The sequence below is a fragment of the Sphingobacterium multivorum genome (genome assembly GCF_900457465.1).
GTDB lineage: Bacteria > Bacteroidota > Bacteroidia > Sphingobacteriales > Sphingobacteriaceae > Sphingobacterium > Sphingobacterium multivorum.
This window is the reverse complement of sequence record NZ_UAUU01000008.1, coordinates 263,902-288,212: the sequence shown is the minus strand read 5'-3', so window position 1 is coordinate 288,212 and position 24,311 is coordinate 263,902. Positions and strand designations below refer to the sequence as shown.

Genomic DNA, 24,311 nt, shown 5'->3' with positions numbered 1-24,311 from the left:
CATAGTATGCGTATTTAAACGCCCGGATTCTTTTGGCATGGTTGGAGAATATTTCGCGATGATAATTTCTGAAATATCAATATCTTAATAAGGAACATTTCCCTTTCTTAGTTTCAAAACAACATGTTGAATTTGAGGTAAGAGTACTAAAATAAGAATGACAAAAATTAAACCTGTTAACATTAAATCATAATAATCCCTAATAGCACGAGCCAATATCTGCTTACCTAACATCTGATTCAAGTAGCCCGAGGATACTATTTTGGACGTATATATATCGCTGCCTGCATTTGAGTATTGTGCCTGAATATCCAATAAGGTAACAGGCAATTGAAGGTTCGTCTCCGTGAGTGATTCCCGAAGTTTTTCCCTTACGGATGATTTTGCAAAAAATTGAAGTTCGTTGTTAAGTGCCAGACTAGCTGTAAATCCTATGAACCTTGAAAATATACCAATCAGAGAGGCATTGATGGCAATTTTGGAAGGTGCTGACGCGGCGGTAAATGAAACAATCGGAACAAACAACACCCCTGTTGCCGCGCCATACACAAACATAGGCAGAAGGAAGTCGGTTGTTTCACCCTGTACAGAAACAAATAGTATCATATAGGTATAATATACCGCCATCAACCCAAAACCAACAATAATCATCCTGATCAGGTTGTACCCCATCAAGACAAATCGAGAAGTGATAAACATACTCAGTATAGTTCCAGCAATCACAGCAATCCATACCGGAATGGTACTCAATGGATGGTTTCCTAAAATTACTTCAAGATAACCATAGGCTAGCCCAGTACTTCCTTTAAAAATATAAAAGGTAAAAAGAAGCAAAAGTCCAATAACGAAATTCTTTGCCCTAAAAATCTGTAAATTGATTAGTGGTCGCTTAAGTTTTAGTTCTCTGCTAATAAAAAGAGAAAGAATAATTACATTAACTAAACAAAGTGTGCTGATTAATGAACTATCAAACCATCCCAGTTGACGTCCGTACACAAGGATGTATCCTACGATCAAGATAAAAGACACATAAAATAAATAGCCGATCCAATCCACCTGATACAGTGGTATTTTTCTGGTAAACCTGGCCTTACCGTTCATGGTAAGTAAAACAACACTTGTCAGCATAATGACTACAATAACAAATCCGTAGAATATCCAGTTGAAGTCAAAGAAATAAAGGATGACACTGATATAGATGGAATAAAATGGCACCGCTATTTGTATACTGCCATAAAGGAGGCTATAAGCAATCACACGGGCACGTACAGACTGTAACCTTGGAAAAATAAGCTGTAACACAATGCCCGACATTAATGCACAGGTAATGCCCTGCAAAAACTGACAGAAAACAAATAATATCCAATCTCTGAAATAAAAACAAACCACAGCACATAGCACATTTACCCCAAGTGCCAGCAGTAGATATTCCCTTGGTGCGAAATACTTTACAATTCTAAAATCCAGCGCCAGGAAAGCTACGGTTGAACCATAGATAACGACCATACCATATTGTATATCGGTAGCTTGTATTCCGTAAAAGCCCATCGCGGCACCTGGACTTCCGTAAAAGGCAAAACTAAACAGACTCGTCATGAGAATAGCAAATATGACAGACCTTGCCATCCATTCGGATACCCAGGATTTAAAAATTGGTATTTTGTGTACTTGCATCGTTAATTTTTTAAAATGTAAACATTTGCGTTCATTCCGGCAGATAGCTTAGTTAATTTTTCGGGTATATCGATCAGTTTAATCCGAACAGGAATACGTTGGATGATTTTAACAAAATTACCGGTAGCATTATCTGGCGGAAGCAGCGAATACCGGGATCCTGTGGTTGGCGAAAGGGACTCGATAGTACCTTTGAATTTTTCATTCGGAAAAGCATCGACTTCAATAGATACCGCTTGACCGATTTTGAATTTCCCAATCTGTGTTTCCTTAAAATTTGCCATTACCCACTTTTCCTCGGCTCTGTTCACTAAGAATGCCAATGTCTGTCCGGGCTGTATCAGTTGTCCCGCCTGAATGGTCTTTTTCCCGATTTGTCCATCAAAAGGTGCTGTGATAACGGCATATCGAATATCCAACTCTTGTCTTTTGAGAAGTGCTTCTTTGATCTTTATTTCTGCCTTTATAGCATTGTGCTGTACCCTGAAATCATTTAATTTGGATTCAGCGACCTGCAAAGAAGCTTTTGTCTGGTCATAATCTGATTGGGTGATGAATAAAGTAGCACTGATGTTGTCGAATTTTTGTTGTGTGGTCGATTCGTCCGCGAGTAGATTTTTATAGCGGTCAAATTCTTTTTGCTGCTGGTTCAATCGTGCTTTAGCACCTTCCAATTGGGCCTTAATGACGGCAATGCTTTTAACCTGCGTTTCCTCGCTTGCCGCCAAGATCGGTAATTTGGCCTGCGCGCTCATGAGTTCTGCTGACGCAGCATCTCTCTTTAACCCGTACTCGTCCTGTTCGATCACTACAAGGGTATCGCCTTTTTTCACCTGCTGATTGTCCTTATAATATATTTTACGGATATAGCCCCCTACTTTTGCGTTTATCGGGGAAAGATAGGCATCAATCTGAGCGTCGTTGGTCTGTTCATAGCGATATCCTTCGAAGAAATAAACAGCTGCCCAAATAATAATTCCCACGAATGATGTGATACCGAGCCATTTGGTTAGGTCTACAACAATTTTATCTGTTTTATTTTTTGTTCATGATATTTGTATTAAAGTATTCCGATAATTGCCAATAGCCTGATATGCGTAAGTTTGACGTTTGTTTGTGCTGCTGTCAGATTAAATTTAGCTTCTAACAAAGCATTTTCGGCTTCCAGAAGATCGGTCAGAAGGGATTCCTGGTTTAAGTAGCTACTTCTGATAACACGAGCAGTTTCGGCGGTTTTAACGATATTTTGCTCCGCTGTTTCCATGCTTTCCAAAGCCTGTTTTTGTTGTAAATAAGCCTCTTTTACCTCAAGATAGATCTCCTCTTTTTTAATGTTTGCTTTTTCTCTTGCCTCATTACTGATCACTTGAGCATGAGCGATGGAATGCTTACTTTTGTATAGATTATCAATAGGAAACTGGACTTTGATCCCCGTCTGACCAAATCCCCATAAATCATTCGAATATGGATAAAATGAAATCTGCGGATAGGTGTAATTGTAAGTTGAATACAAGGAGATTTTGGGTAACAGCGTCGCTTTTGCCTGCTTGACGTTCATTTCGCTCATTTTGACAGCGCTATAGGCTATCTTGTATTCCGGCGATTTGTTAAATGCGATGTCTAGATAATCCTCATAACCACCTTGAGTGATAGCCTTTAACTCGATTGTATCTTGGTATTTTATTGCAAGCTCAGCATCATTTTCTTTCCCCATCAGGATATTGAGCCGTTGTTTAGCGATTTCAATCTTCTTCGCGATATCAGAAAGGCTGAGTTCCAGTTGCGCTAATTTCACGGAGGTTCTTAATACATCGCTCTTTAGCACGGTGCCATTTTTATGCAAGCTTGCTACCAGTGTCAATTGTTTTTTTTCGGCTTCAATTTCTGCAGCAAGAAAATCCTGGAAATGCAGAAACTTATACAGATCAAAGTAAGCCGCTGCAACATTGTATTTTACACTGTGTTTTTGCAGATCGACTTCATATTGTGTACGTATCGCCTCTTCCTTTTTCATGGCGATGTTTCTTTTGTCCTTACCACCATTGTAAAGATTGACGTTCAGGTTGTAACCCACGCTGTAACCATAACCTTTTACAGGCACATCCTGCGGAGAAGAAAATAATCCATTGTCATAGATCAGGAATTTGGAATTGAGTTTTGCATCTCCACCAACAAAAAGCTCAGGCAACAAACGATCTTTCGCTTCCAATATTTCCAAATTGCTCTGCTGAAGATGTAGATCGGATAGTTTCAGTTGACGGTTATTTGTTTCGGCTACTTTCCAAATTTCTTCCAAGCTTAATACCAGCTCATTAGCTATATTTTGAGCATAGACTGATTGTACAAATAGGGTTAACAATAAGCTCAAAATCGGGACTATTTTATATTGTTTCATCGGTTTTGTTTATATATTTCTTTCTTTTTACTAGCCATAGTTTTACAATCTTTTTCAATTCATCAAAAGCAAAAGTTAAATCTACCATTGGCATAAAAGCATAGTTATACCCATAAGCAAACCAGAAAATATGTGCACTGTCAATTCCTTCATCTGAATGATGTAATTTATTAGCAGACTTTTGGTCCTGTGTTTCAAGTTGAAAATCTTTGCGCGATGTTATGATTTTATGTTTCATAATGACTTTACTATTATTACATAGCAAAAGTATCAAGCATGGCGAAGTATCATTTTATATAATTAGCCTAATATTTGTTAAATTTGGCCATATGGAAATTCTGAGCCAAATCATACATATTGTTGATCAAAATCCTGATTCAATCCTGGTGATGCGACAGCAGACGGAACAACGTTTGCCTGCCCACCAGCATAAGAAGGCTCAGTTGTTATTGGTTTATGGCGGGATTGCTTACCTGCAGACTGACGAAAAGGATTTCTATATTCCCTCAAATCATTATATCTGGATACCAAAAAATTATCGGCACAACCTGATGTTCAACACCAAGGACCTGTCTATTATCAATATTTATTTTCCGGAGGAAAGTGTTGGTAATTTTTATGAGGAGTTGGGGATTTATCCGGTGAGTAAGCTGCTGGCAGAGATGCTTTCTTTTAGTGAGAAGTGGCAAGGTAATTATTACAAAGGTTCGTGGGAATTTGAATTTTTAATTACGCTAAAAGGCCTACTATCAAAAGAAAATCTCAAAAAATTCTCCATTCAACTTCCAACAACAGACGATCAAAGGCTCAATACCATAATCGACAGTTTTAGAAATAGGTTAAATGAAAATCTAAGCTTAGCAATGATTGCGCAGCAATCGGGAATGAGTGTTCGTAGTCTCACCAGACTATTCCAGCATAAACTGCACATTACATTTGTTCAGTATTTAAAAATGCTACGGATTATTAAGGCAATGGAATTAATCAACGATACAGATTTGAATATGACTGAGATTGCCTACGAAATTGGTTATTCAAATATAGCGGCTTTTAGCAATAACTTTTATCTGCTTACCAACATGAGACCTACGGAGTTTAAAATGAAGTAAGGAATAAAACTTTACAGTCCGCCTGTACTCGCTTTGATCTGCGCATTATGGTCAGAACTCTGTCATAGTTCAATACCGATAGGCCCATATCAACTGCATTCGCCCCCTAATCCCTGAAAACTAATGGAGTAACTTTAGTTAAGCGAAATTCTTGATCCATGTCAATCTTTTTTTTCGAAAAATAAAAGAACTTAGTCTATATATAAAAACAAAAGAAATAATATAAACAGATTTAAAAGGAATAGGATGAAAAAGATAGCAATTAATGGATTTGGTCGCATCGGACGCGCTGCCTTAAAAATAATAACAGAAACTGCCGATCTTGAGGTCGTTGGAATCAATGATCTGATGAGTATTGAAAACGCCGCATATCTGCTTAAATACGATAGTAACTATGGGAAATATGAAAAAGATGTGCGTATCGAAGGAGATACAATTGTGGTCGATGGAAAGATGGTTAAATATACAAGTATCAGGGAGATTGAAAAGTTACCTTGGAAAGATATCAAGCGGATATCGTTATAGAGAGTACGGGTATTTTCACGAACAAAGCGGACGCTGAAAAACATTTAACCTCTGGAGCAAAATTTGTCGTCATCTCGGGTCCTACTAAAGATACACCGACAGTGGTCCATGGGGTAAATACCGAAGATGGAAGGGTTTCTGTCTTTTCGTGCGCAAGCTGTACGACAAACAATATAAGTCCAGTAATCGAAATATTAGGCAGGAGACTGGGAATAAAAAAAGCAATACTAAATACGACACACGGTTATACAGCTTCACAGGCATTGGTCGACGCTCCATCAAAAAAAGAACCGCGTATGGGAAGGGCTGCAGGCATTAACCTTGCCCCCGCGGCCACTGGTGCTGCAATAGCGACGACAAAAGCACTTCCGCAATACGCCGGAAAGTTTGACGGTATAGCTGTGAGGGTGCCTGTTCCAGTAGGATCCATTTCCGATATTACGTTTATTGCAGAAAGGCCCACCACAATCGAAGAGATCAACCAAATCTTGATCGAAGAATCAAAAACTGATCGTTATAAAAAGGTGCTAACGGTGACTGATGAGCCCCTGGTATCTACCGATATTATCAAAAGTCCATTTGCAGCGACAGTAGATCTAGAAATGACTCGAGTTGTCGATGGCGATCTGGTAAAAGTGATGGCTTGGTACGACAACGAATGGGGATTTACCAACCAAATGATTAGACAAATTCAATCGATTTAGCGCAATAGCAACGAAAAACTTAACGTGCGAGGGGTTATCTAAAGGTTAGATAGCCCCTTCTTAATACAATTTTATACTTCTTGCAGCCCAGTCAAATAAAGTAAGCAGCACGCATTGTCTTTAATTACTTTGTTCCCGGTTGTTCATCGAAATCTTCAGGTTTTAATCGCGGATGCTAAGAGTGATTCGCTGACTATAAAGGATAAGACAAATTACCCTGAAACAACGTTTATTTCTGTATTCTCCGTGTATAGATTTCGTCTATACTTGCTTTATTTTTTTCCACTTTGTTGATGTCCCTTCCTTCTTTAGTCCATAAATAGGGATAAAACATAAAAGCTTCATTGGTACTTAGTTCCTTGAAGTCATCTTCCCATTTTTTCCAACGTAAATCCCTATAAAACAAATCAATATTCCCACTAAAGCAGAAATTAACAAATTCTGTATAAGTTAGATCGAGCTGTTCATATTCATTATTATCCGGAGACAGATAGTATATTTTGCCTAAATCATTTCCCAAATCACCTCCATTTAATAAGAAAAATCCACCTACAGCATCATCTGCAATAATTAAATAACCGGGTTTGTCGCCAAAATTCTGAAAAGTTTTCCCTTTATTCCAATCGGGTAGATTTCGATTTAATTTCTCGCTTCCAGAGCCGTAAATCCTGATCCATCCATTATCAATTAAAATACCACCCGTATGAAAAACTATTGCTCCCATTGGTGAACGTGTTGATATTTGGGTATTAAATAATGCTTCATTGGACCTCAATGAGTCATTCGCTAAAATTTGAATCTTATTTTTGCAGCACTTCTCCAAGCCATGATTAACTTTATGGCGTCTTCATCCTTATTAATCAGTTCGTTTAATTGCCTCATTTTAGCTTGCCCAAAAGCAAAATGAGAAAGCATGACAAATAGTAAGATTTTAATGGTCAATTTCATACGGTGTATCTTTTTTAGCTACTAAGCTTTCTACCTATTCTAAATTATAAAAGCATTGACTTCCTATCGCGCCACCACCATATTCCAACACAAGCCTATCATTGACCATAATGTAAGTGCAACCATCATTATAAGCCGTTTTTAAGCTATCGGCAATTGGTTTATCAAACACATTGAAGGAATACCTCTCCATTCTGGATATAATGGTGATATTGACCCCTCTGCTGGACATACTGACCCCTCTGTTTAGGATTTCTTCAGTCCAACTGATGACCTGACAATATTACTTCTTTTTTCTTAGACTTTCGCCTTTTAACTCAATTCTATATGAGCCATGAATTAGCCTATCGAGTATTGCATCCGCAATTGTATCTTCTCCAATTACATCATACCAACTTGCAACCGGTAGCTGGCTTGCAATCACTGTAGATGCCTTAGCATGTCTATCTTCAATTATTTCCATCATGTCCAATCTTTGATGCTGGTCTAGGTTTACCAGGCCGAAATCGTCAATAATAAGAAGGTCTGTTTTTGATATTTTATCCATTAACTTATGTAGCGTACCTTCCAAACGAGCCATTTTCGTCTTTAGAAGTAGCTTTTGCAGATTAAAGTACAGTACCTTATAACCTTGTGCACAAGCTTGATGACCTAAGGCAGAGGCTAGAAAACTCTTCCCGCAGCCTGTAGCGCCACTGATCAGTATCGGATCTCCTTTTTTGATGTACTCGCCCGTAGCTAGGGCAGTGATCATTCCCTTATCCAACCCTCTGGTAGCTACCATGTTTATCTCTTCTATTGAAGCCTGATAGCGGAACCCCGCATTCTGCTTAAGGCGGTCAAACCGCTTTTCGTCCCTTTCATCTGCTTCTGCCTGCAACAATAGGGTTAACCCTTCAGAAAGAGTGAGTTCAGTGCTCCGGCGTGTTTCGTTCAGAGCTTTCCAGTTACGTTCCATACCGTGTAGGCGTAACGCTCTCATTTGTGTTTCAATGTTCATTTTAGTGTATTTATATCATGTATTATGTTCATTATGTTCATTCTGCTATTTCTTGGTCATTGCGCACCCAATCCGTCCTTTGGTTGATCAAAGTGTGTCGGCTGGCTACTTGCATAATATGCTCTACCTCGTATATTGGCATGTTCTGGCAATGCGTCTTTTACCAACGGTTCTTCTTCGCTGTTAGCGATGCCGTTTTCAAGTACGTTCTTAAAGAAATAGTAAGTGTAAAGCTTGTTTTTTAGAACATACTTACATGCTTTATCAAACTCTTCTACTGGAAAGTCCCGCTTTAACTTGAATAGACCGTCGCAGGTACGGTATAACTGTTCAGGGTAGCGGGCTCGCTTAAAAAGAACTTGCATAAGCTCATGGAACTCTGGTGAGTGCTCTCTAGCTCGGGCTAAATAGGTCTCATGACTTCGTTTCTTGTAGGCCTGATGTTCGGACTTTAAGTGTTCTGCAACAGTGGTATAGGCATTTTCCCTATAACTCCGTATATGCACAGCGATCTGTTTTCCTTGACAATAGATCGATACCATAGTACGCGTATAGATAAGCTTCACTTTCATTCCGATGTAGGTAAATGGGACACTGTAATAGTGTTTGTTGCGCTGCAGGTAGATATGGCCATTGTTTCCTACTTTGAGTTCTGCGTAGTACTTTAACTCGAATCGCTCACTTGGAAGCTCATCCAGTGTAGACTTTTCTGCACTTAAGAAACGCTCTTCTCGGCAATATGGTTTTTGTTGCATGCGCGTCTGGTTATGCTTTACCATACAGGTGTTTATAGCTTGATTAAGTGCATGTATATCGAAGAACTGCTGGTTTCGAAGGGGTGCAAATACGCGGCTATAAATCATTTTTACCTGGTTTTCTACCAGCGACTTATCCTTAGGACGAGCTGAACGGGCCGGGACTACAACTGTGCCGTAATGGTTGGCAAAGTCTTCCATGGATTGGTTCAGGACTGGTTCATATTTATCTGCTTTGATCACTGCCGCTTTTAGGTTATCGGGAACAATGGCTTTTGGTACACCTCCCATAGCCTCCAGGCAACAGCTCAGCGCGTAAAGAAAGTCGGGAGTTTGTTGAGAGCGTACGGCGATGGCAAACGCGTAATCTGAGAAAGGAAGACAGGCAACAAATACTTCACAGGCAATCAGTTCACCTGTGGACCGATCGATATAATGGAGTTTCTTTCCAGAAAAGTCAATATACAGTTTGTCGCCAGCGATGTGTTCCATCACCATGCTGCCTTTTCTGGAGACAAGCTGTTGCCTTAAGTGATATGTGAACTGTGGATAGCTATAACCAGTGGGGTCGCTCTCAATATACTCTTGCCAGAGCAACTGTTTGGTGACCCCGGTACGCTTAAGTTCTTTTTCGTAATAATCAAGACGGCTCTTCAGGTATTCAAACTTATCTGCCTTATATGCAGGATTACCTGAATGAAAAGATTTTTCTAATAAAGGGTCCTCTTGCTTAAGCAGTTCTTCGGTATTGAACCCGCCATCGGCCATCTTTTTCAGGTAAGACCGAACTGTATTCTTACTCATTCCAAGAATGCGGGCAATCGTTTTTATTCCACTGCCGCTCTGATACAATCTAATTAATTGCTTTATCTGACTCATTTGTTTTGGTTTTCCAGCCATCAGTGATCCAAAATTGTTTGATCACTAAGTAACAAAAACTACTCGCAAAGGGGTCAGCATGCTCCAGCACAATGAACTAATAATGAATTTAGGGGGTCAACATGAGCCAGTATGGCAGTTGAATATGGGCATTAAACGCAATATGCATCCCTAAAATTAATTCGATTTTGAGGGGTCAATATGCTCCAGTATATCCACCATTCCGCTTCGTTGAAAGCTTATATTACAAGGTTCTCCACTTGTAATACCGATACAATTTGCTTTATCTAACTTCTCTTTGAGAGTCTTTAGAGTCCCTCTTGTCCAACCAAGTTTTTGCAATAAAGAGTCTGCTTTATTCGAATTAATTTTCACATCCCAGTTACTGTCAAACCTGCCGCCCACTATCAAATGGAAAATACTTAAAGTATTGTTTTTGCTAAATTCTATTTCAACAGATTTATTTGGTGGAATTATTTTGTTTATATAATTTTTCACATCATAAATCTCAGCTCTTTTTCCCGCAAAGTTTTCTTTAAGCTCCGTTACGGAATAATCTTTGTCAAATCCGCCAAAAGCAGCCTTAATCATAACGATCATACCGACAAAAAATACGAACCCTATACCACATATAACTAAGAGTATTTTAAAAAAAATCTTCATTTCTCTGTTGTCTACTAATAAATTAATACCTGGCTTCTCAAACAATTTTACGATAATAACTATCAATCCGTAAAATCTCCTAAATTATTCTTTCGTATAATTCGACTTTCCGTTTACATCCACCTGCTTACCTAAATACTTTGGTTTTCTATTTCTCATTACATCCAAAACCGCTTTCGTTACCGATAGTTTTTCTCTAAATGCATAATATTTATATCCAGGGTAAACTCCTCGATCGGCACTATAACCGAATGATTTTATGCCTAATTTATCACCCAGATAAACACATCTATTTAGATGATATTTTTGAGATACCAAAATTGCCGTATCAACATTAAATATATATTTTGCCCGGTACATGGTCGAGTAGCTATCGAACCCAGCATAGTCAATGTAAATTTTAGCGGTATCGATGCCATTTTTCTGACAGTACAACTTCATTACGCTAAGCTCATCGTACTCGTCTCTTCCGTTGTCTCCCGACAACAATATTTTATCCACTTTGTGGTTTTTGTACAACGAAATCCCAGCATCGAGTCTATCTTTCAAATACCTACTTGGCTGATCACCATTGATGCCAGCGCCAAAAATGATGGCTACCTTGGTTCTTGGCACATCTTTAAGTTCAGTGAAAATCACCGAATCTGTTTTAGCCGTTACATTGCTATTGGTTATCACCACAACAACCAGGGCTACTACGCATAGAACCACAACCACTAAAACGAACCTTTTAATCTTTTTCATTAGCTTGATTTGTTCATGATAAACTTATCATTTTAAACACAAATTTAATAGTACAACCAATTGAAAATCGAACCAATTATAATTCGCTGCAGATAAATTATCATTCGTAGGCACTTACAGTCTTTTCGGTATATTTCATTTGGCTATTAATGCTCTAGAATTTAAACATAACCAGCATCGCTTTATGATCGGTTGGCCACACACCTTCGGGCAGCAGGAAGTTATCTTCACTATCTTTTTCCTGCTTCTGTCCATACTTTACGGTTTCTACAGGACCGACAATGTTAGCTTTTACTGGTTTCAACGGTTTTTTGCTGCGGTAATAAACATAATCGATCCGATCTCGATCATCCGCTGTGGGTGCCCATGCCAATTTCCCAATGGGAACATCCTTGTTAAAAGCAGGATAGGTAAAACCAGGATGACTGACCGGGTTGGGATATAATTGACGGAAACTATCTATAAATCCGGCTTTTTCTAATAAAACCGAACAGTCCCAAGGAACCACTGCCCCACGATGGTCGAAAAGATCTTTTGTAGCCAATGTCCAATCCAAATGTGAAGGCTCATTAAAATCACCTGCAATAATAAACGATTGTGATTGATCCTCTTTTTCTACGTCGCTCAGGATATCTTGGATAGCTTCATCACGTTTGCTTTTCCGATTAGCCTCAATAATGGTACCTACATCTGAAACAGGACGATCTAACTTCTCCCAGGTCAAACCATCGTAACCACGCGGCAAGTAGCATGCGTAATTTGTGTAGTCCAAGTGTAAAGAATAGCATACAAAAGAACGCTTTCCAATCTTGATCTTACTTTTTAAAACACCGCCCATGGTACTATCTTTTTCATAAAGCGCATGCTGTGATTCAATCGGATATTTGGAAATAAAACCGACATCCAGTTTTGCATCACTGGACTGGCCAAAATAGATTGCCCCTTTAGATTTGAGTTCCGTTAGTATACGCTGAATCAAATCTGTTCCCTTGTAATTGCGGACTTCACTAAAGAGAACGACATCTGCATGCTTGGCAATAATTTCGTCTGCTATCGCAGGAAACCCATTGGGCACAACAGTCCCCTCCTGCCAAATGTTGATCTGCAGTACTTTTACCTCATTTTTTGCCTGAGCGAAGAGTGTATGCCCCAAAAGGGCTATCAATAAAAGCAATATAATCTTTCTTAATTTCATTGGAGTTGTCTATTTCTACTGGAAAGTATTACCGCAACGTTCTTGCCGAGAGCGGTTTCTACCATTATCATATAAGCGAGTTTCTTACTTATTTCTGTAATAACCAAATAATTTTATCCACATTATCAACTCCAACACATTGTCGTTGACTTGCTTCATCAACTTTTTCGCGATTTGTATCGAATTCAGCAGTAGGATACATCCAACGCAACGGCATTTTTGTATTTGTAACATTTTGATCAGCTTCAATTGAATAGCATCATATTTATCAGCATTCCACAATTTATTAAATAGCGAATTATTTAATACCTTAGCCACACAAAGTTTTAGCACAACCGGTTTATGAACATAAAAATCAAGTATCATGAGTTTGAAACAAACGTTTTATAAAGTACGAAGTTCTAAAACAGTTCAGGGAATTCTAATCGCCAACATTTTTGCATTTCTAATTATTGGTATGCAATCTTCATTGCTGCCCAAGGATGCAGGGGTACTTGTTTTTTCTGAGTTTGTGATTATTCCACTGTTGATGGGTATTATCATGGCTTGGTGTTGGAAAGATACTGACATGAGAGGTAAACAAATAACCGCATGTTCTATCTTGGGTGGCCTTATGGCTATCTTACTCAGCTTTATATTCCTAGGTGAGGGCATTATTTGCCTCTTAATTGTTTCACCTCTTATCTTTGGCTTTGTTATCGCAGGTGCCTTTATTGGAAGGTCAATGTTTAAAAAGAGTAATCAAAAATTGAATATAAGCGTTGTTAGCCTCTTACTTGGAATTTTTATTGTCGACTCCCTGACTGATCACCATCATGAAAATATGGTCTCCGATGAGATCTTAATTCATGCGAGTCCAACGCAAGTATGGCAACACGTGGTCGCCTTCGATCCCATATCTCAGAAGGAAAACTATTGGCTTTTTAGTATAGGAATGCCGAGCCCCATGGCTACAACGGTAAGTGAACATAAACTGGGCGCAAACCGAAAATGTATTTTTAGCAACGGGTATGTTTTCGATGAGAAGATTGTAAAATTTGACGTCAATGAAAACTTAATTTTTGATATCATTGATCAACCCAAAGACCCTGAAATCATGGGACATATCGATATCAAAAGAGGTCAATTTATATTGAAAGACAATGGAAATGGTACCACTACCCTTATTGGGAACAGTTGGTATAATCTCCATGTTTTCCCGACTTGGTACTATGACCTTTGGGCAGAAAGTATCACTAGGAATGTCCATTTCCGAGTCATGGAGCATATTAAACTTTTAAGCGAGCGATAATCTATGTTTTCTTTTGTGGTAAAAAGAGTTGGCTTTTTAAAGGATATCCCCTTATTAGCCATTCTATTTGATAGTCTCATGAGATTTTGGATGTTCATTGCCAAGCCTGAACTGCTAAATTGGATCGATGACCTGGAAGAAAATGTAAAAGGAATGCCCGGGACGACGATTGGGATACATAAATATGGTGGGACTGCGTTCAATTATTTGGGAAAGGAATTTGCACATGTCCATAGCAATGGTTTAGTGGACATTTTATTAAATAAAGAGCTAAAAAAATCATTGATGATGGAGGGAAAAATTAAGGACCACCATGTGTTTAAAAATTCAGGCTGGATCAGTTTTTATCTTCACAATAAGCAAGATGTTGCCTATGCCTGTTATCTCTTGAAAAAGGCTTACGATCGTGCTAGATAAAAACAGCAGGCTATATTCTTTTAGACAGGCTTTGTCTTCATAAAATGTTCATTCACTGCAATAATTAGCTATCGGCTCTTTATTTTGGCTATCTATGTACTCATTATGAAGACACCATCTAGGTATAAAAAAGGAAAGTCTTTATCTTTTAGATTTAATATCTTTGCTGTATGAATATTGAACAGATCAAACAACCTTTCCTCAAAAAATTCCCTGGAGATTTTTCCAATAACCCTACACAGCGAGGCACGCCAAAAGTGCTATTTGCTACGATTGAACCTGCAGGGTTTGAACAGCCTCAACGGATTGCTTTTAACGAAGCTCTTGCTGAGGAAATAGGGCTGGGTAAATTTGAAGAAAAGGATCTTAACTTTCTGGTAGGCTCTCACCTACCCGACAATATTCAGACCTACGCTACAGCTTATGCCGGACATCAATTTGGTAATTGGGCCGGGCAACTGGGCGACGGCAGGGCCATTCTGGCGGGAGAAATTACTAATGCTGCTGGTAAGAAGACCGAAATACAATGGAAAGGAGCCGGTGCAACACCCTATTCAAGGCGTGCAGACGGAAGAGCCGTATTGCGGTCTTCTGTACGTGAATACCTTATGAGTGAAGCCATGTATCACTTAGGCATACCTACCACCAGGGCCTTAAGCCTGGCCTTTACAGGAGAAGATGTTCTTCGGGATATCATGTATAACGGCAATCCACAATACGAAAAAGGAGCCGTAGTGATCAGAACTACCGAAAGCTTCCTTCGCTTTGGGCATTTTGAACTGATGTTTGCTCAGGGTGAACATACGTTATTACAGGATCTGCTTGATTTTACAATTGAAAATTACTTTCCTGAAATTGTTTCATCCGATCAGCAGAAATACAAAGATTTTTTTGAGAATGTATGTATCCGCACAGCAGACTTAATGGTAGAATGGTTCAGAGTAGGTTTTGTACATGGGGTAATGAATACAGACAACATGTCCATCTTAGGCCTAACGATCGATTATGGTCCCTATTCAATGCTGGATGAATATAATTTAAATTTCACCCCGAATACTACGGATCTACCGGGAAGAAGATATGCATTTGGAAAGCAGGCACAGATTGCCCAATGGAATCTATGGAAACTCGCAAATACCCTCCAGCCCATCATCAACGATGAAAAGTTTCTTGAAAACACCCTAAATAATTTTGGCGTTTATTTTTGGGAAACTCATGACAGAATGCTCTGCAAAAAATTCGGATTTGATGAACTAAAAGAAGAGGATGAGGTGTTTTTAATAACTGGCAGAGCTTAATGCAGGACCTCGCATTGGATCATACCTTATTCTTCAATCAACTGGAGAAAACAACACCAGAAACTGATTTACAGGAACATTTCAGCCCGGTAGCTTACAGCGCTTTAAATGAAGAAAAGCTCAGCAGACTGAAAGACTTCATGGAAAACTATCGATCCCGTCTGAATTCAAATGCTATTTCAAAAGCTGAGTCCGTGGAATTAATGAAAAAAACAAACCCCAAATTTATATTGCGGAACTATCTTCTTTACCAATGTATTGAAGAAATTAGTGCCGGAAAAACAGCACTGTTAATGAAGCTAACGCAAGCATTAGAAAATCCTTACCAGGAATTATTTCCGGAATTTTCCGTCAAGCGTCCTTCAAGCTATGACGACACCGCAGGATGTTCTACACTTTCATGCAGTTCGTAGTATGAAATGCCCCGTTCGTTAAACATTCAGGGTGGGTTTAAAAGCTAAAGTTTAGGATATGTAGATTTTCTAAAAATAATCATACACAATAGCCAGCCAACAAGTAAACCTGCCAAGAGATAAGACTCCAGGTGCATATCCTGAAAACGAACACTAGGTATATCACTATCCGAAGAAAACTCGGCCCTTTTTAATAGGTCACGTATCTGAGCAACTTTAAATTTTAAATAAATCACGCGCATACCACATAATGTAAGTCCTGAAGTACCGATCAATAGTATAGTATACAGTTGGTTTCTTACCGAAGATATTTTACAATAATTTTTGACTGACAGATACAGAAAAGGAAGAATCCCAAAAGAGAAAATAAAAATCAGTGCAGGCAAAACCTGACCGGGTAGGCGCCAACTATTAAGCAAAGGGCTTTCACCTATTATTTCGGTGGTAAAAAACACCACAAACCGATCTCTAATAAAAAAGGCAATTAGACACAATACGATTGACAGTCCAATAGCAATGCTGTATTCCTTCATCATTTTCTTTTTCGCAAAGTTTTTTATAGGTTATCGACTTAAACCATTTTCGATATTGCTTTTACATCGTACAATTTGTTTTTTCATTAGCTTAAGTTCCTTTATCTTAGTGTCTATCTGTTGCAATTTAAGATCAAGCACTTCCATTTTACTTGCCTGAGTCAGCTCTTTTTGATACCATGCATCAATAACCTGTTTAATTTCAGCTAAGGTAAAGCCTACAGCTTTCGCCATCTTTATGAACCTCAGTTTTTCGGTTACTTCATCGTCATAATACACGTACCTGTTGGAAGTTACATCCTTTTTTGTCATGCCAGAAATGAGTCCGCTCTTTTCATAAAAACGTATAGTTCCAATAGGCATGTTCGCTTCCTTCGCTAGTTGACTAATTAATTTCACTTGATAATCAATAGTTTAAAAAAATAATAAAAGTATATAGTATACTTCATACTTGTGGGTTGTAAAAATACAGTTTAAATTGTCTATTGAAAATCAATGGGTAACTATCAATTATCTTTTATCATGAAAATAGGATATTCCGACAAAGAACTTATTAAACTTGTACCCGGCTTCACAAACAAATTTATTGTAATAAATGGCCTATCAATCCATTATGTTCAAGGTGGCAAAGGAGACCCCATAATTCTTATTCCGGGTTATCCAGAGACATGGTGGGCTTACCATCATGTCATGCCCATATTAGCAGAAGACAACCAAGTATTTGTTGTTGAAATTAGAGGGATGGGGAGCTCGGATAAACCTGAAAATGGTTACGATAAAAAGAACATGGCCAAGGATATCTACGAATTAGTCAAGCATTTAGGCTTCGATAGCGTTTGTGTTGCAGGTCATTGATATCGGTGCACATGTCGCTTTTAGTTTTGCTTGTAATTATCCACAAGCAACAAGCAAATTGATACTGCTGGATACACCACATCCAGACCCAAGCATGTATCAGCTTCCGATGTTACCTATTTTCGGGAGCAGTTATTTATATCCCTGGTGGCTAGCTTTCAACCAAGTCAAAGAATTGCCAGAAAAGTTGCTTGAGGGACGCATGTCAATCGTCATCTCTTGGTTATTCGACAACCTGCTGATTAATAAAGATAGCATAAGCCAATTTGATATATCGGTGTATAGTAAAGCGTATGACAACCAGGATGCCATTCGTAGTTCCAATGCATGGTATCAGGCCTTTCCACAAGATATTAAAGATTACGGGAGCTATGATAAATTAGAAATGCCAGTCCTAGCGATTGGTGCGAGTGGTTATGACCTATTGCATCATTCTTTACCGGAAATCACCTGTAATCTAACACTTAAAAAAATTGAAAACTGTGGCCATTTTATTCTTGCCGAAAAACCTATCGAAACTGCCGAATTGATCAAAGAGTTTTTATTGACGATCTAATTTCAGACGAAATCAACTTGTAATCAACCAGCAACGATTGTGTTGGCTATCCGCGAAGGATTTTCAGCTTTGGGGATAGTACTGTCCTAGTTTCAAAATAAAAACTTAAAAGCTATAATCTACCCCAAAACTGATATAACCAGGCAAAAGCTTATATTCGGTGCTGGTATTATAAAGGTCTGTCAATTCAGCATTTCTGAAAAAGCGAGTATTGAAAATATTTTTTGCTGTCATGGTAAATCTTGTCCTATGCTGCCGCAATTCATAAGCTAAGGAGAAATCCGAGAAATAATAGGTCTTGGAATCCTGGCCAAGGAAACTACCAAAGCGATAGGATTCATTCTTTAGATTACACTGTATGTTTTTTCCCATATTCAAAAAATACATTCAGAAACCCGCGACTATTATGTAGTGTAGTTTTGCTATCTGAGCGATAAGTGACCGACTGCAGGGCGTAACCTGTGTAAATATTCAACCTGGATTTCCATGCACTTCTAAACGATAGTCCATAATCGTATGTCTCTGTATGGATGCGACGATTGCCCACGCCCACCACTAATGTTTCGTAATCTGTTGTATTTGCACCTAAGTCCAAACGAAAATTTCCTCCTACAGCCTTCAGGTAGTAATTAAGATCCGCCTTATAATTGCTGCTCTTTTTGTTTTTGAGCAATACCTGTTGCACAAGGCTAAAATTGGGGTCTAAACTGCTTTCTGTACCCACATAATCAAACAAAATCTGATGTCCGACCGAGAGGTTCGCAAAAAAACGATCTGTCATACTGCCATAGGTATACATCAGCGTGCCACCAGAACTGCTTAGCGTGGCTAGCTTATCCATTCCTCGAATAAAGTTTCGAACTCCTGTCGTATAATAATGGGGAATGAGCTCGGTAAGCGAGGTATTCTGTTGCTGAAAATAGAGGTCGGTTTCCAGGCGCCCTTTTGGGTGGATAACCCATTTCCCCGATAATCCAGGCGAAAGCAAGAGGTTATTTTTAGGCATGGTTTTCCCAAAATCTGTTAACCTATTCTGTACGAGACCTACCTGCAAACGAGGTGTTAATTCCCATTTATTTCGTTTAAAAGTGTACTTGGAAGTAAAGTTTGTCTGGAATACGTTTAAGTCCATCGCATTAGAAAATCCCAAGGGAGAGACTGCTTTTCCCCCTAACTCATCTGGATTTGACAGCAAATCTAATTCGGTATTAAGCTGTTGCTGCTGATAGGCCATATTGAAAGCCAACTCAAAGAAGTCACCATTTTTTTTCCGGCTTACATAATGCGTAGTGGCACCCAAATACTGTAGATTATTTTCAATATGTTGTTTTACCGCACGGATATCTTCCCCCCCAAACAAGTCTTTATAATAATATTGATCGATACTGTAATCTACTGGCGATTGCTGGTTTATCCAACGTAGTGAGCTGACCAGTACATCCCGCTCCGAAAATTTGTAGCTATAACTCAGATTGTGGTTGGTCAAATACCCCTTGCTTTTGGTCAGTTCCTCACTTTGTACACCATTGAACAATAATGCGCCCAAAACATTTTTCCTCAAAGAACCTAGTGTACCTGAATAGCTCAACAATGTACGCTTATTGGGCTCCAACTGCAGCTCCAGTTTCGTGAAGTAGTTATCGATGTTTCTGGTAAACTGATAAGCTTCGGTGTTGGTAAATTGGATATCCTCCAAATGATAGTTCTGCACGGTATTTCGGTAAAATGATTTTTTAGTAGGATTTGCAAAACCCAGCCATTTGATTTTTAACTGTGGGGTCGGATTTAAAATGGTATTCAATGACAACAACTTGTCGTTATTGAAATTGGTTCTTTTATAATCAAAACCAGGCAGATTTGGTGTATTATCTATCAAAGTGGGTGTTGTTACCCCCACACCAATCTGACCTGGTTCATCTGGAGAACCAGACTGAATGAGGTGGTTGATGCTGCTTACGGCATCCACTCCGTTATTGTTAGCAGCACCCAAGAGATAATATTTGTTCTTCTTCCCAAAATTCATCAGGTTAGCACTCGCCTGATAATATTTGGGGCCTATGGGAACCACCTGCGCATCAACAGAGCCAAGCCACTGTGCCCTACTTTCCTCCTTAAGTTGCAGATTTAGTGCAATCTTGTCCGAATTTTCGATACCTTTCAGCTGCTTATTATTGGAATACCGCTGCAATATCTGAATTTTTTCCAAGGGACGAACAGACATGCTTTGCGTCAGCAAGCGGTAGCCCTTTTCGAAAAAATCATCCCCTTCCACCATCACTTTTTCCACTTCTTTATTACCTATTTTGATACTGCCGTCGGTACCCACCTGAATACCTGGGATCTTTCGAAGTAGATCTTCTACCGTACGCTCGTCGCCCTGCAAAAAGGATTTCACAGCAAGCTCAATGGTATCTCTGCCCCGACGATAAGCCCCTTTGGAGTGGACAATCACTTCCTGCAATTGTTCCACTCCCCCAGCTGATAACTGCACATCAATTAGCGTATCGACCTGCATTGGTGTGATGGAAAGGGAAACAGACTTAAAGCTCAGCGCCTTGAATAGCAACGTAAATGATCCACTTTGGGCCGTTTGCACACGATATTTCCCCTGACCGTCGCTAAACGTATAAGCCAGCATTTTGTTATCGCCATCACGCCGTAAATCAATACGCACCCCTCCTAAAGGTTTTCCTTCAGTACTGACGCTTCCATGGATAGCAACTTGTCCATATACGGCCATACACAACAGACAAAAGCTGAGTAAGACCGCTATCCGCTTATTGATGTTCCCATTCATACACTTGCTCTACACTGCCCCTAACTTTTTGCTTCTCAACGCTTACGCCTTCCATCATTGGCATTTTGCTGTACATAATGCGCATTTGCTCTTCATTGAATTGGTCGTCTTTCTTGACAAACTCTTCCAGGCTCAATTTGGGTAAAGACTGAATATATTTATCATTTACGGGAATATCGCCAGTATAGGGATAATTTACCTCCTTCAAGTACCAATAGTTCGGATTAGCACTTTCGTTATAGAGCATCACGATAAGGCCTGGCAAGCCGCCAAATTTCGATGGTCCAACAGGCACGGGAATATCATTCGTATAATAAGCTACCAACGTAGTCCCTCGATAAGAGGCCGTTGCCTTATGGCATACATGTTTGCCCAATGTATCCACATCGGTGTAATCCGTATTCCAGACCAGCGCCGGAAATTTGTCCGTCACCAAATAGTTAACACCTTGAATGGAACGGGTTTCTAACTGTTGGTCAGTCTTATTTTGATGGATCACGACCCTGTTATACCTCTTGCCAGAACCGATTGTTATCGAAAATGAAGATGCTACTTCTTCATCGTCGGCATCTTTGTTAAGCTCTTGCTTACGAATTGGCATCGAATCACGAACAGCAATCTTCACTGTTCCATCATAATAGACCGCTTCTTTAAAAGTAGCCATTGCCGATGGAATGTATTCATATACGGCATGAAGCCGCTGTGCAGAAGATAATCTGGAAAGGAACAGAAATAAAAAGAATATATAATATTTACACATGATAATTTAGTTTAGAAAGACGGGGTCAAAGCCCCGCTTTTGTTTTTTGTGATAATGAATAAAAAGTTAGTTGTTTGCAACCCAGTCATGCATTGCAGCAAAAAAACCCGCACAACCGCCAGCTGAAGAAGCATAATCTGTATAGACTGCGCTGCCTAGCAAAACGCCGTCGCTGCTATATATGCTTACCTTAAAATTACAGCGTACAAAGGCTGCATTCGTTTCCGTGGTTTCCTCGGTTACCCGGAGCGTATTGTTGGCCAGGCGCTGGGAAGTTGTTTTCACAGATGCATTTCCATTGACCGGTGTTGTCGCTGTCTTAGCCGAAGCAACAGATGATAGCATAACCACTGCTACCAAACTCATCATTAATCTTTTCATTGTTTTTAAATTTACTTGTTAAACCATGGTATGATTTGATGGCATACCCTTGTATATGACGGTAAAAATAAAGACACATTTAATTATTTAAATGATGATTAAATATCTGTAAATGGTCACTTAGAATTCGCAGCTGATCCGTTACTATTCGCAATGGGCTTGTTCACTGAATAACTAAAATTATGGGGCAAATCGCTATGAGATAAAAACGCACAAAGCCTTACTGTAAAGTAGCCTACCTCTGAAAAAAAATCGATAGAAACAACACATGAAAGATTCCGAAAAACCAAGATGTTCACACAAAAAAAACTCTGTTATATCATATTTATATTAAATTACAGTAAACTATAACTAAAAACAGCATTTAATAGCAGCTTTATAAAGCTTCAAAATTTTAAGACGTTTTTACCTACATAAAATCTCTAATATTTTTCTTTATTTCACTTTTAAAATTTATATTTTAATAAAAAAAGTAAACGAAATGTTATCCACAGAATATTATTTTAACAAATATTTTCTGCAACTCAGTGTATTTGCATTTCCATGGGTTGGTTCCGAAGAAATTGCAAAAGACATCGTACAGGACGCATTTATCGTTCTAATGGGTAGACAGGACTTATTGCAAAAGGGAGAGCCCGTTATTAAAAGCTTCCTTTATAGCGCTGTAAAAAATATAGCGATGAATATCAAACGAAGAAATGTGGTATTTGATCGTGTACGGAGCCAATTTAACCCTGACCAGCCGGATGACAATGATATTCTGGATAATTTAATAAACGCCGAACTGATTGGAGCTCTTCATCGGGAACTCAATGAATTGCCCGAAGGTTGTCAACGAATCTGCCGTTTAATCTATCTGGACGGAATGAAGTATGACGAGGTCGCACAGGAACTCAATGTTTCAGTAAACACGGTTAAAACACAAAGGATGCGTGCGATAAACCTGCTTAAAAGAAAATTTCTAAGCCTACTTCTTACATTTTTTACACTCTAACAATCAGTACCTTATAACTAAACCTCCACTTATTTCCATAAACGGATCACCCATTTCAACCGTTCAAGTTATTTAGCTTCTGAATTATGATAGAAACCGACAAAATACTATTAGCAGAACTGATTGCTCTTCTTTTGAAGGATGGTGAGTTACCATCCGACAAAGAAAACCAATTAAAAAATCTCTTACAAAAATATCCAAGCGCAAGGGATAGCTTATCTCGTCGGTTATCACAGACCGACATATATGTTCCTTTTGATCTTCGCACTACTGATGTAAAACAAGAATGGCTCATCACACAGCGTAAATTTACGGCGAAGGAAACAATTTTACAATCAAGAAAGAAATATCTCTTCTTAAATAAACCATGGTACAAGGCTATTGGGATTGCTGCCGCCCTATTACTTGTCCTAACGCTGTTATGGCAAAGACAACAGCAAGAAAAACCTATAAACTATTTAATTCCGGACAAGATATACGGACATAAAAATGATGTTCTTCCAGGAGGAGCAGGTGCAGTTTTAAAAATTGAGGGCAAAGAAGAAATACGATTAACCGAAAAAAAGGCAATCCAATATTTTGCGCAAGGTATCGAATTAAAAGAAGGACGGCTTATATACCCCGCTAGCTTAGCAGAAAACCTAAAAAATACTTTAATAGTTCCTAAACGATCTACCATGGTATTAACCCTTAGCGATGGGACTAAAGTGTGGGTAAATGCTGCCTCTGAGCTCAGCTATAAAGCAAATTTTGATAAAAAAGAGCGAAGAGTGACACTAAAAGGTGAAGCCTATTTTGAAGTTGCAAAAGATGCACATAGGCCCTTTATTGTTGAAACAAATCATATCAATATACAGGCGATCGGAACAGCTTTCAATGTAAATTCCTATCATGCAAATACGAGAGTATCATTGACAGAAGGAAAACTTAAAGTTAGCAACGATGAAAACGAAATCTATATGAATGCTGGCAGCGAAACGGAAATTGTCGATAAAAAGCTAAAGACTTTTCCATTAGCCAGTAAGGCTGAAGCCACAGCCTTCAAAGACGGATATTTTTATTTTAAAAATAAAGATATGCAACAGATACTTGATGAATTAAGCCGTTGGTACGGAATTCAGGTCGATTGTAAGATCCCATTAAATAATGAACGATATGAAGGTAGCATGAAAAGAGATGTAACGCTGGCGGAACTTTGTAATGTACTAAAAGATTTGACAGGTTATAAATTGACCATTGACAATGATAAACTAATTGTAAACAGATAAACTAATTATAAACAGATAAACTTATTGAGGCGGACTTTGTATGTAAAAAAGCGAAAAACCTAAATTAAGATGATAAAAATGCAGAAGTACGGCAAATACTCCTGCATCAAAATTGAATTAACACTGATCATAAACCATTAATTCTATACCAATTTAT

Annotated in this window: 27 protein-coding genes and 1 pseudogene; 10 read left to right on the top strand and 18 right to left on the bottom strand. The window is 38.8% G+C overall.

Annotated features, from left to right (window positions below):
- Positions 1-84 precede the first annotated feature (84 nt).
- From DTA23_RS09690 to DTA23_RS09675, 4 genes are all read right to left on the bottom strand, one after another.
- Complete coding sequence (locus tag DTA23_RS09690) at positions 85-1,674, bottom strand: MFS transporter (protein ID WP_112374564.1); 1,590 nt, start codon at positions 1,672-1,674, stop codon at positions 85-87.
- Positions 1,675-1,676: 2 nt separating this feature from the next.
- Entirely contained in the window at positions 1,677-2,657 is a 981-nt protein-coding gene (locus tag DTA23_RS09685; protein ID WP_256603271.1) for an HlyD family secretion protein, read from the bottom strand.
- Between the two features lie 77 nt (positions 2,658-2,734).
- Positions 2,735-4,069, bottom strand: a complete 1,335-nt coding sequence (locus tag DTA23_RS09680) for a TolC family protein (RefSeq protein WP_112374562.1) — start codon at positions 4,067-4,069, stop codon at positions 2,735-2,737.
- Complete coding sequence (locus tag DTA23_RS09675) at positions 4,056-4,307, bottom strand: hypothetical protein (RefSeq protein WP_112374561.1); 252 nt, start codon at positions 4,305-4,307, stop codon at positions 4,056-4,058. Before DTA23_RS09675 ends, DTA23_RS09680 begins: the two co-directional genes overlap by 14 nt.
- A gap of 91 nt (positions 4,308-4,398) precedes the next feature.
- On the opposite strand from DTA23_RS09675, the gene DTA23_RS09670 reads away from it, so the two are divergent.
- From DTA23_RS09670 to DTA23_RS09665, 3 genes are all read left to right on the top strand, one after another.
- Entirely contained in the window at positions 4,399-5,178 is a 780-nt protein-coding gene (locus DTA23_RS09670; protein WP_112374816.1) for an AraC family transcriptional regulator, read from the top strand.
- Positions 5,179-5,424: 246 nt separating this feature from the next.
- Positions 5,425-5,703, top strand: coding sequence for a glyceraldehyde 3-phosphate dehydrogenase NAD-binding domain-containing protein (locus DTA23_RS27570; RefSeq protein WP_218565344.1), 279 nt, complete (start codon positions 5,425-5,427; stop codon positions 5,701-5,703).
- Positions 5,673-6,407: a type I glyceraldehyde-3-phosphate dehydrogenase gene (locus DTA23_RS09665; RefSeq protein WP_218565343.1), complete on the top strand. Its 735-nt coding sequence runs from the start codon at positions 5,673-5,675 to the stop codon at positions 6,405-6,407. Before DTA23_RS27570 ends, DTA23_RS09665 begins: the two co-directional genes overlap by 31 nt.
- Before the next feature lie 229 nt (positions 6,408-6,636).
- On the opposite strand, the gene DTA23_RS09660 is transcribed toward DTA23_RS09665, so the two are convergent.
- The 8 genes from DTA23_RS09660 to DTA23_RS09635 all read right to left on the bottom strand — a co-directional run bounded on the left by DTA23_RS09660 (position 6,637) and on the right by DTA23_RS09635 (position 12,591).
- A complete protein-coding gene (locus DTA23_RS09660; RefSeq protein ID WP_172462368.1) occupies positions 6,637-7,182 on the bottom strand; it encodes a DUF2625 family protein in 546 nt (181 codons plus the stop codon).
- 11 nt (positions 7,183-7,193) lie between these two features.
- Complete coding sequence (locus DTA23_RS27085; RefSeq protein WP_172462367.1) at positions 7,194-7,355, bottom strand: hypothetical protein; 162 nt, start codon at positions 7,353-7,355, stop codon at positions 7,194-7,196.
- 34 nt (positions 7,356-7,389) lie between these two features.
- A complete protein-coding gene (locus DTA23_RS26925; protein ID WP_146753050.1) occupies positions 7,390-7,587 on the bottom strand; it encodes a hypothetical protein in 198 nt (65 codons plus the stop codon).
- 51 nt (positions 7,588-7,638) lie between these two features.
- Positions 7,639-8,355 carry an IS21-like element helper ATPase IstB gene (istB, locus tag DTA23_RS09655; RefSeq protein WP_076350964.1) on the bottom strand — a complete coding sequence of 239 codons (717 nt, stop codon included), beginning with the start codon at positions 8,353-8,355 and terminating at the stop codon, positions 7,639-7,641.
- A gap of 56 nt (positions 8,356-8,411) precedes the next feature.
- Positions 8,412-9,989, bottom strand: coding sequence for an IS21 family transposase (istA, locus tag DTA23_RS09650; protein WP_228429327.1), 1,578 nt, complete (start codon positions 9,987-9,989; stop codon positions 8,412-8,414).
- Between the two features lie 177 nt (positions 9,990-10,166).
- The gene (locus DTA23_RS09645) at positions 10,167-10,652 is read right to left on the bottom strand and encodes a hypothetical protein (protein WP_204990703.1); all 486 of its coding nucleotides are present in this window, start codon (positions 10,650-10,652) and stop codon (positions 10,167-10,169) included.
- Positions 10,653-10,736: 84 nt separating this feature from the next.
- Positions 10,737-11,396: a SanA/YdcF family protein gene (locus DTA23_RS09640; RefSeq protein ID WP_201303515.1), complete on the bottom strand. Its 660-nt coding sequence runs from the start codon at positions 11,394-11,396 to the stop codon at positions 10,737-10,739.
- Positions 11,397-11,550: 154 nt separating this feature from the next.
- On the bottom strand, positions 11,551-12,591 hold the full coding sequence (locus tag DTA23_RS09635; protein WP_112374558.1) for an endonuclease/exonuclease/phosphatase family protein: 1,041 nt from the start codon (positions 12,589-12,591) through the stop codon (positions 11,551-11,553).
- A gap of 364 nt (positions 12,592-12,955) precedes the next feature.
- On the opposite strand from DTA23_RS09635, the gene DTA23_RS09625 reads away from it, so the two are divergent.
- From DTA23_RS09625 to DTA23_RS09615, 3 genes and pseudogenes are all read left to right on the top strand, one after another.
- The gene (locus DTA23_RS09625) at positions 12,956-13,882 is read left to right on the top strand and encodes an SRPBCC family protein (RefSeq protein WP_112374556.1); all 927 of its coding nucleotides are present in this window, start codon (positions 12,956-12,958) and stop codon (positions 13,880-13,882) included.
- 15 nt (positions 13,883-13,897) lie between these two features.
- Positions 13,898-14,299, top strand: a complete 402-nt coding sequence (locus tag DTA23_RS09620; RefSeq protein WP_139145064.1) for a luciferase domain-containing protein — start codon at positions 13,898-13,900, stop codon at positions 14,297-14,299.
- 170 nt (positions 14,300-14,469) lie between these two features.
- Positions 14,470-16,010: pseudogene (locus DTA23_RS09615) on the top strand (protein adenylyltransferase SelO).
- A 44-nt stretch (positions 16,011-16,054) separates the two neighbouring features.
- Here the strand turns inward: DTA23_RS09615 and DTA23_RS09610 are convergent.
- Both DTA23_RS09610 and DTA23_RS09605 read right to left on the bottom strand, forming a co-directional pair.
- Complete coding sequence (locus tag DTA23_RS09610; RefSeq protein ID WP_146753048.1) at positions 16,055-16,546, bottom strand: hypothetical protein; 492 nt, start codon at positions 16,544-16,546, stop codon at positions 16,055-16,057.
- 27 nt (positions 16,547-16,573) lie between these two features.
- On the bottom strand, positions 16,574-16,942 hold the full coding sequence (locus DTA23_RS09605) for a MerR family DNA-binding protein (protein ID WP_112374554.1): 369 nt from the start codon (positions 16,940-16,942) through the stop codon (positions 16,574-16,576).
- A gap of 96 nt (positions 16,943-17,038) precedes the next feature.
- Here DTA23_RS09605 and DTA23_RS27560 point away from each other — a divergent pair, with 96 nt between their 5' ends.
- Both DTA23_RS27560 and DTA23_RS27555 read left to right on the top strand, forming a co-directional pair.
- Entirely contained in the window at positions 17,039-17,398 is a 360-nt protein-coding gene (locus tag DTA23_RS27560) for an alpha/beta fold hydrolase (protein WP_218565340.1), read from the top strand.
- Positions 17,385-17,954, top strand: coding sequence for an alpha/beta fold hydrolase (locus DTA23_RS27555; protein WP_218565339.1), 570 nt, complete (start codon positions 17,385-17,387; stop codon positions 17,952-17,954). Before DTA23_RS27560 ends, DTA23_RS27555 begins: the two co-directional genes overlap by 14 nt.
- Before the next feature lie 105 nt (positions 17,955-18,059).
- On the opposite strand, the gene DTA23_RS09595 is transcribed toward DTA23_RS27555, so the two are convergent.
- The 4 genes from DTA23_RS09595 to DTA23_RS09580 form a co-directional block, all read right to left on the bottom strand.
- Entirely contained in the window at positions 18,060-18,326 is a 267-nt protein-coding gene (locus DTA23_RS09595) for a hypothetical protein (RefSeq protein ID WP_112374553.1), read from the bottom strand.
- On the bottom strand, positions 18,304-20,751 hold the full coding sequence (locus DTA23_RS09590; RefSeq protein WP_146753047.1) for a peptidase associated/transthyretin-like domain-containing protein: 2,448 nt from the start codon (positions 20,749-20,751) through the stop codon (positions 18,304-18,306). Before DTA23_RS09590 ends, DTA23_RS09595 begins: the two co-directional genes overlap by 23 nt.
- Complete coding sequence (locus DTA23_RS09585; RefSeq protein WP_112374551.1) at positions 20,732-21,511, bottom strand: GLPGLI family protein; 780 nt, start codon at positions 21,509-21,511, stop codon at positions 20,732-20,734. Before DTA23_RS09585 ends, DTA23_RS09590 begins: the two co-directional genes overlap by 20 nt.
- Positions 21,512-21,577: 66 nt before the next feature.
- Positions 21,578-21,892 carry a hypothetical protein gene (locus DTA23_RS09580; protein WP_146753046.1) on the bottom strand — a complete coding sequence of 105 codons (315 nt, stop codon included), beginning with the start codon at positions 21,890-21,892 and terminating at the stop codon, positions 21,578-21,580.
- Between the two features lie 481 nt (positions 21,893-22,373).
- On the opposite strand from DTA23_RS09580, the gene DTA23_RS09575 reads away from it, so the two are divergent.
- Positions 22,374-22,886 carry a sigma-70 family RNA polymerase sigma factor gene (locus DTA23_RS09575; RefSeq protein ID WP_070568551.1) on the top strand — a complete coding sequence of 171 codons (513 nt, stop codon included), beginning with the start codon at positions 22,374-22,376 and terminating at the stop codon, positions 22,884-22,886.
- An 86-nt stretch (positions 22,887-22,972) separates the two neighbouring features.
- The gene (locus DTA23_RS09570) at positions 22,973-24,154 is read left to right on the top strand and encodes a FecR family protein (RefSeq protein WP_112374549.1); all 1,182 of its coding nucleotides are present in this window, start codon (positions 22,973-22,975) and stop codon (positions 24,152-24,154) included.
- Positions 24,155-24,311: the final 157 nt, after the last annotated feature.

Bases quoted from the DNA above. Each gene is read 5' to 3' on its own strand.
- DTA23_RS09690 (WP_112374564.1), bottom strand. From the start codon at position 1,674: ATGCAAGTACACAAAATACCAATTTTTAAATCCTGGGTATCCGAATGG.
- DTA23_RS09680 (WP_112374562.1), bottom strand. From the start codon at position 4,069: ATGAAACAATATAAAATAGTCCCGATTTTGAGCTTATTGTTAACCCTA.
- DTA23_RS09675 (WP_112374561.1), bottom strand. From the start codon at position 4,307: ATGAAACATAAAATCATAACATCGCGCAAAGATTTTCAACTTGAAACA.
- DTA23_RS09670 (WP_112374816.1), top strand. From the start codon at position 4,399: ATGGAAATTCTGAGCCAAATCATACATATTGTTGATCAAAATCCTGAT.
- DTA23_RS27570 (WP_218565344.1), top strand. From the start codon at position 5,425: ATGAAAAAGATAGCAATTAATGGATTTGGTCGCATCGGACGCGCTGCC.
- DTA23_RS27085 (WP_172462367.1), bottom strand. From the start codon at position 7,355: ATGAAATTGACCATTAAAATCTTACTATTTGTCATGCTTTCTCATTTT.
- DTA23_RS26925 (WP_146753050.1), bottom strand. From the start codon at position 7,587: ATGTCCAGCAGAGGGGTCAATATCACCATTATATCCAGAATGGAGAGG.
- istB (WP_076350964.1), bottom strand. From the start codon at position 8,355: ATGAACATTGAAACACAAATGAGAGCGTTACGCCTACACGGTATGGAA.
- istA (WP_228429327.1), bottom strand. From the start codon at position 9,989: ATGAGTCAGATAAAGCAATTAATTAGATTGTATCAGAGCGGCAGTGGA.
- DTA23_RS09645 (WP_204990703.1), bottom strand. From the start codon at position 10,652: ATGAAGATTTTTTTTAAAATACTCTTAGTTATATGTGGTATAGGGTTC.
- DTA23_RS09640 (WP_201303515.1), bottom strand. From the start codon at position 11,396: ATGAAAAAGATTAAAAGGTTCGTTTTAGTGGTTGTGGTTCTATGCGTA.
- DTA23_RS09635 (WP_112374558.1), bottom strand. From the start codon at position 12,591: ATGAAATTAAGAAAGATTATATTGCTTTTATTGATAGCCCTTTTGGGG.
- DTA23_RS09625 (WP_112374556.1), top strand. From the start codon at position 12,956: ATGAGTTTGAAACAAACGTTTTATAAAGTACGAAGTTCTAAAACAGTT.
- DTA23_RS09610 (WP_146753048.1), bottom strand. From the start codon at position 16,546: ATGATGAAGGAATACAGCATTGCTATTGGACTGTCAATCGTATTGTGT.
- DTA23_RS27560 (WP_218565340.1), top strand. From the start codon at position 17,039: ATGGGTAACTATCAATTATCTTTTATCATGAAAATAGGATATTCCGAC.
- DTA23_RS09595 (WP_112374553.1), bottom strand. From the start codon at position 18,326: ATGGGAAAAAACATACAGTGTAATCTAAAGAATGAATCCTATCGCTTT.
- DTA23_RS09590 (WP_146753047.1), bottom strand. From the start codon at position 20,751: ATGAATGGGAACATCAATAAGCGGATAGCGGTCTTACTCAGCTTTTGT.
- DTA23_RS09585 (WP_112374551.1), bottom strand. From the start codon at position 21,511: ATGTGTAAATATTATATATTCTTTTTATTTCTGTTCCTTTCCAGATTA.
- DTA23_RS09580 (WP_146753046.1), bottom strand. From the start codon at position 21,892: ATGAAAAGATTAATGATGAGTTTGGTAGCAGTGGTTATGCTATCATCT.
- DTA23_RS09575 (WP_070568551.1), top strand. From the start codon at position 22,374: ATGTTATCCACAGAATATTATTTTAACAAATATTTTCTGCAACTCAGT.
- DTA23_RS09570 (WP_112374549.1), top strand. From the start codon at position 22,973: ATGATAGAAACCGACAAAATACTATTAGCAGAACTGATTGCTCTTCTT.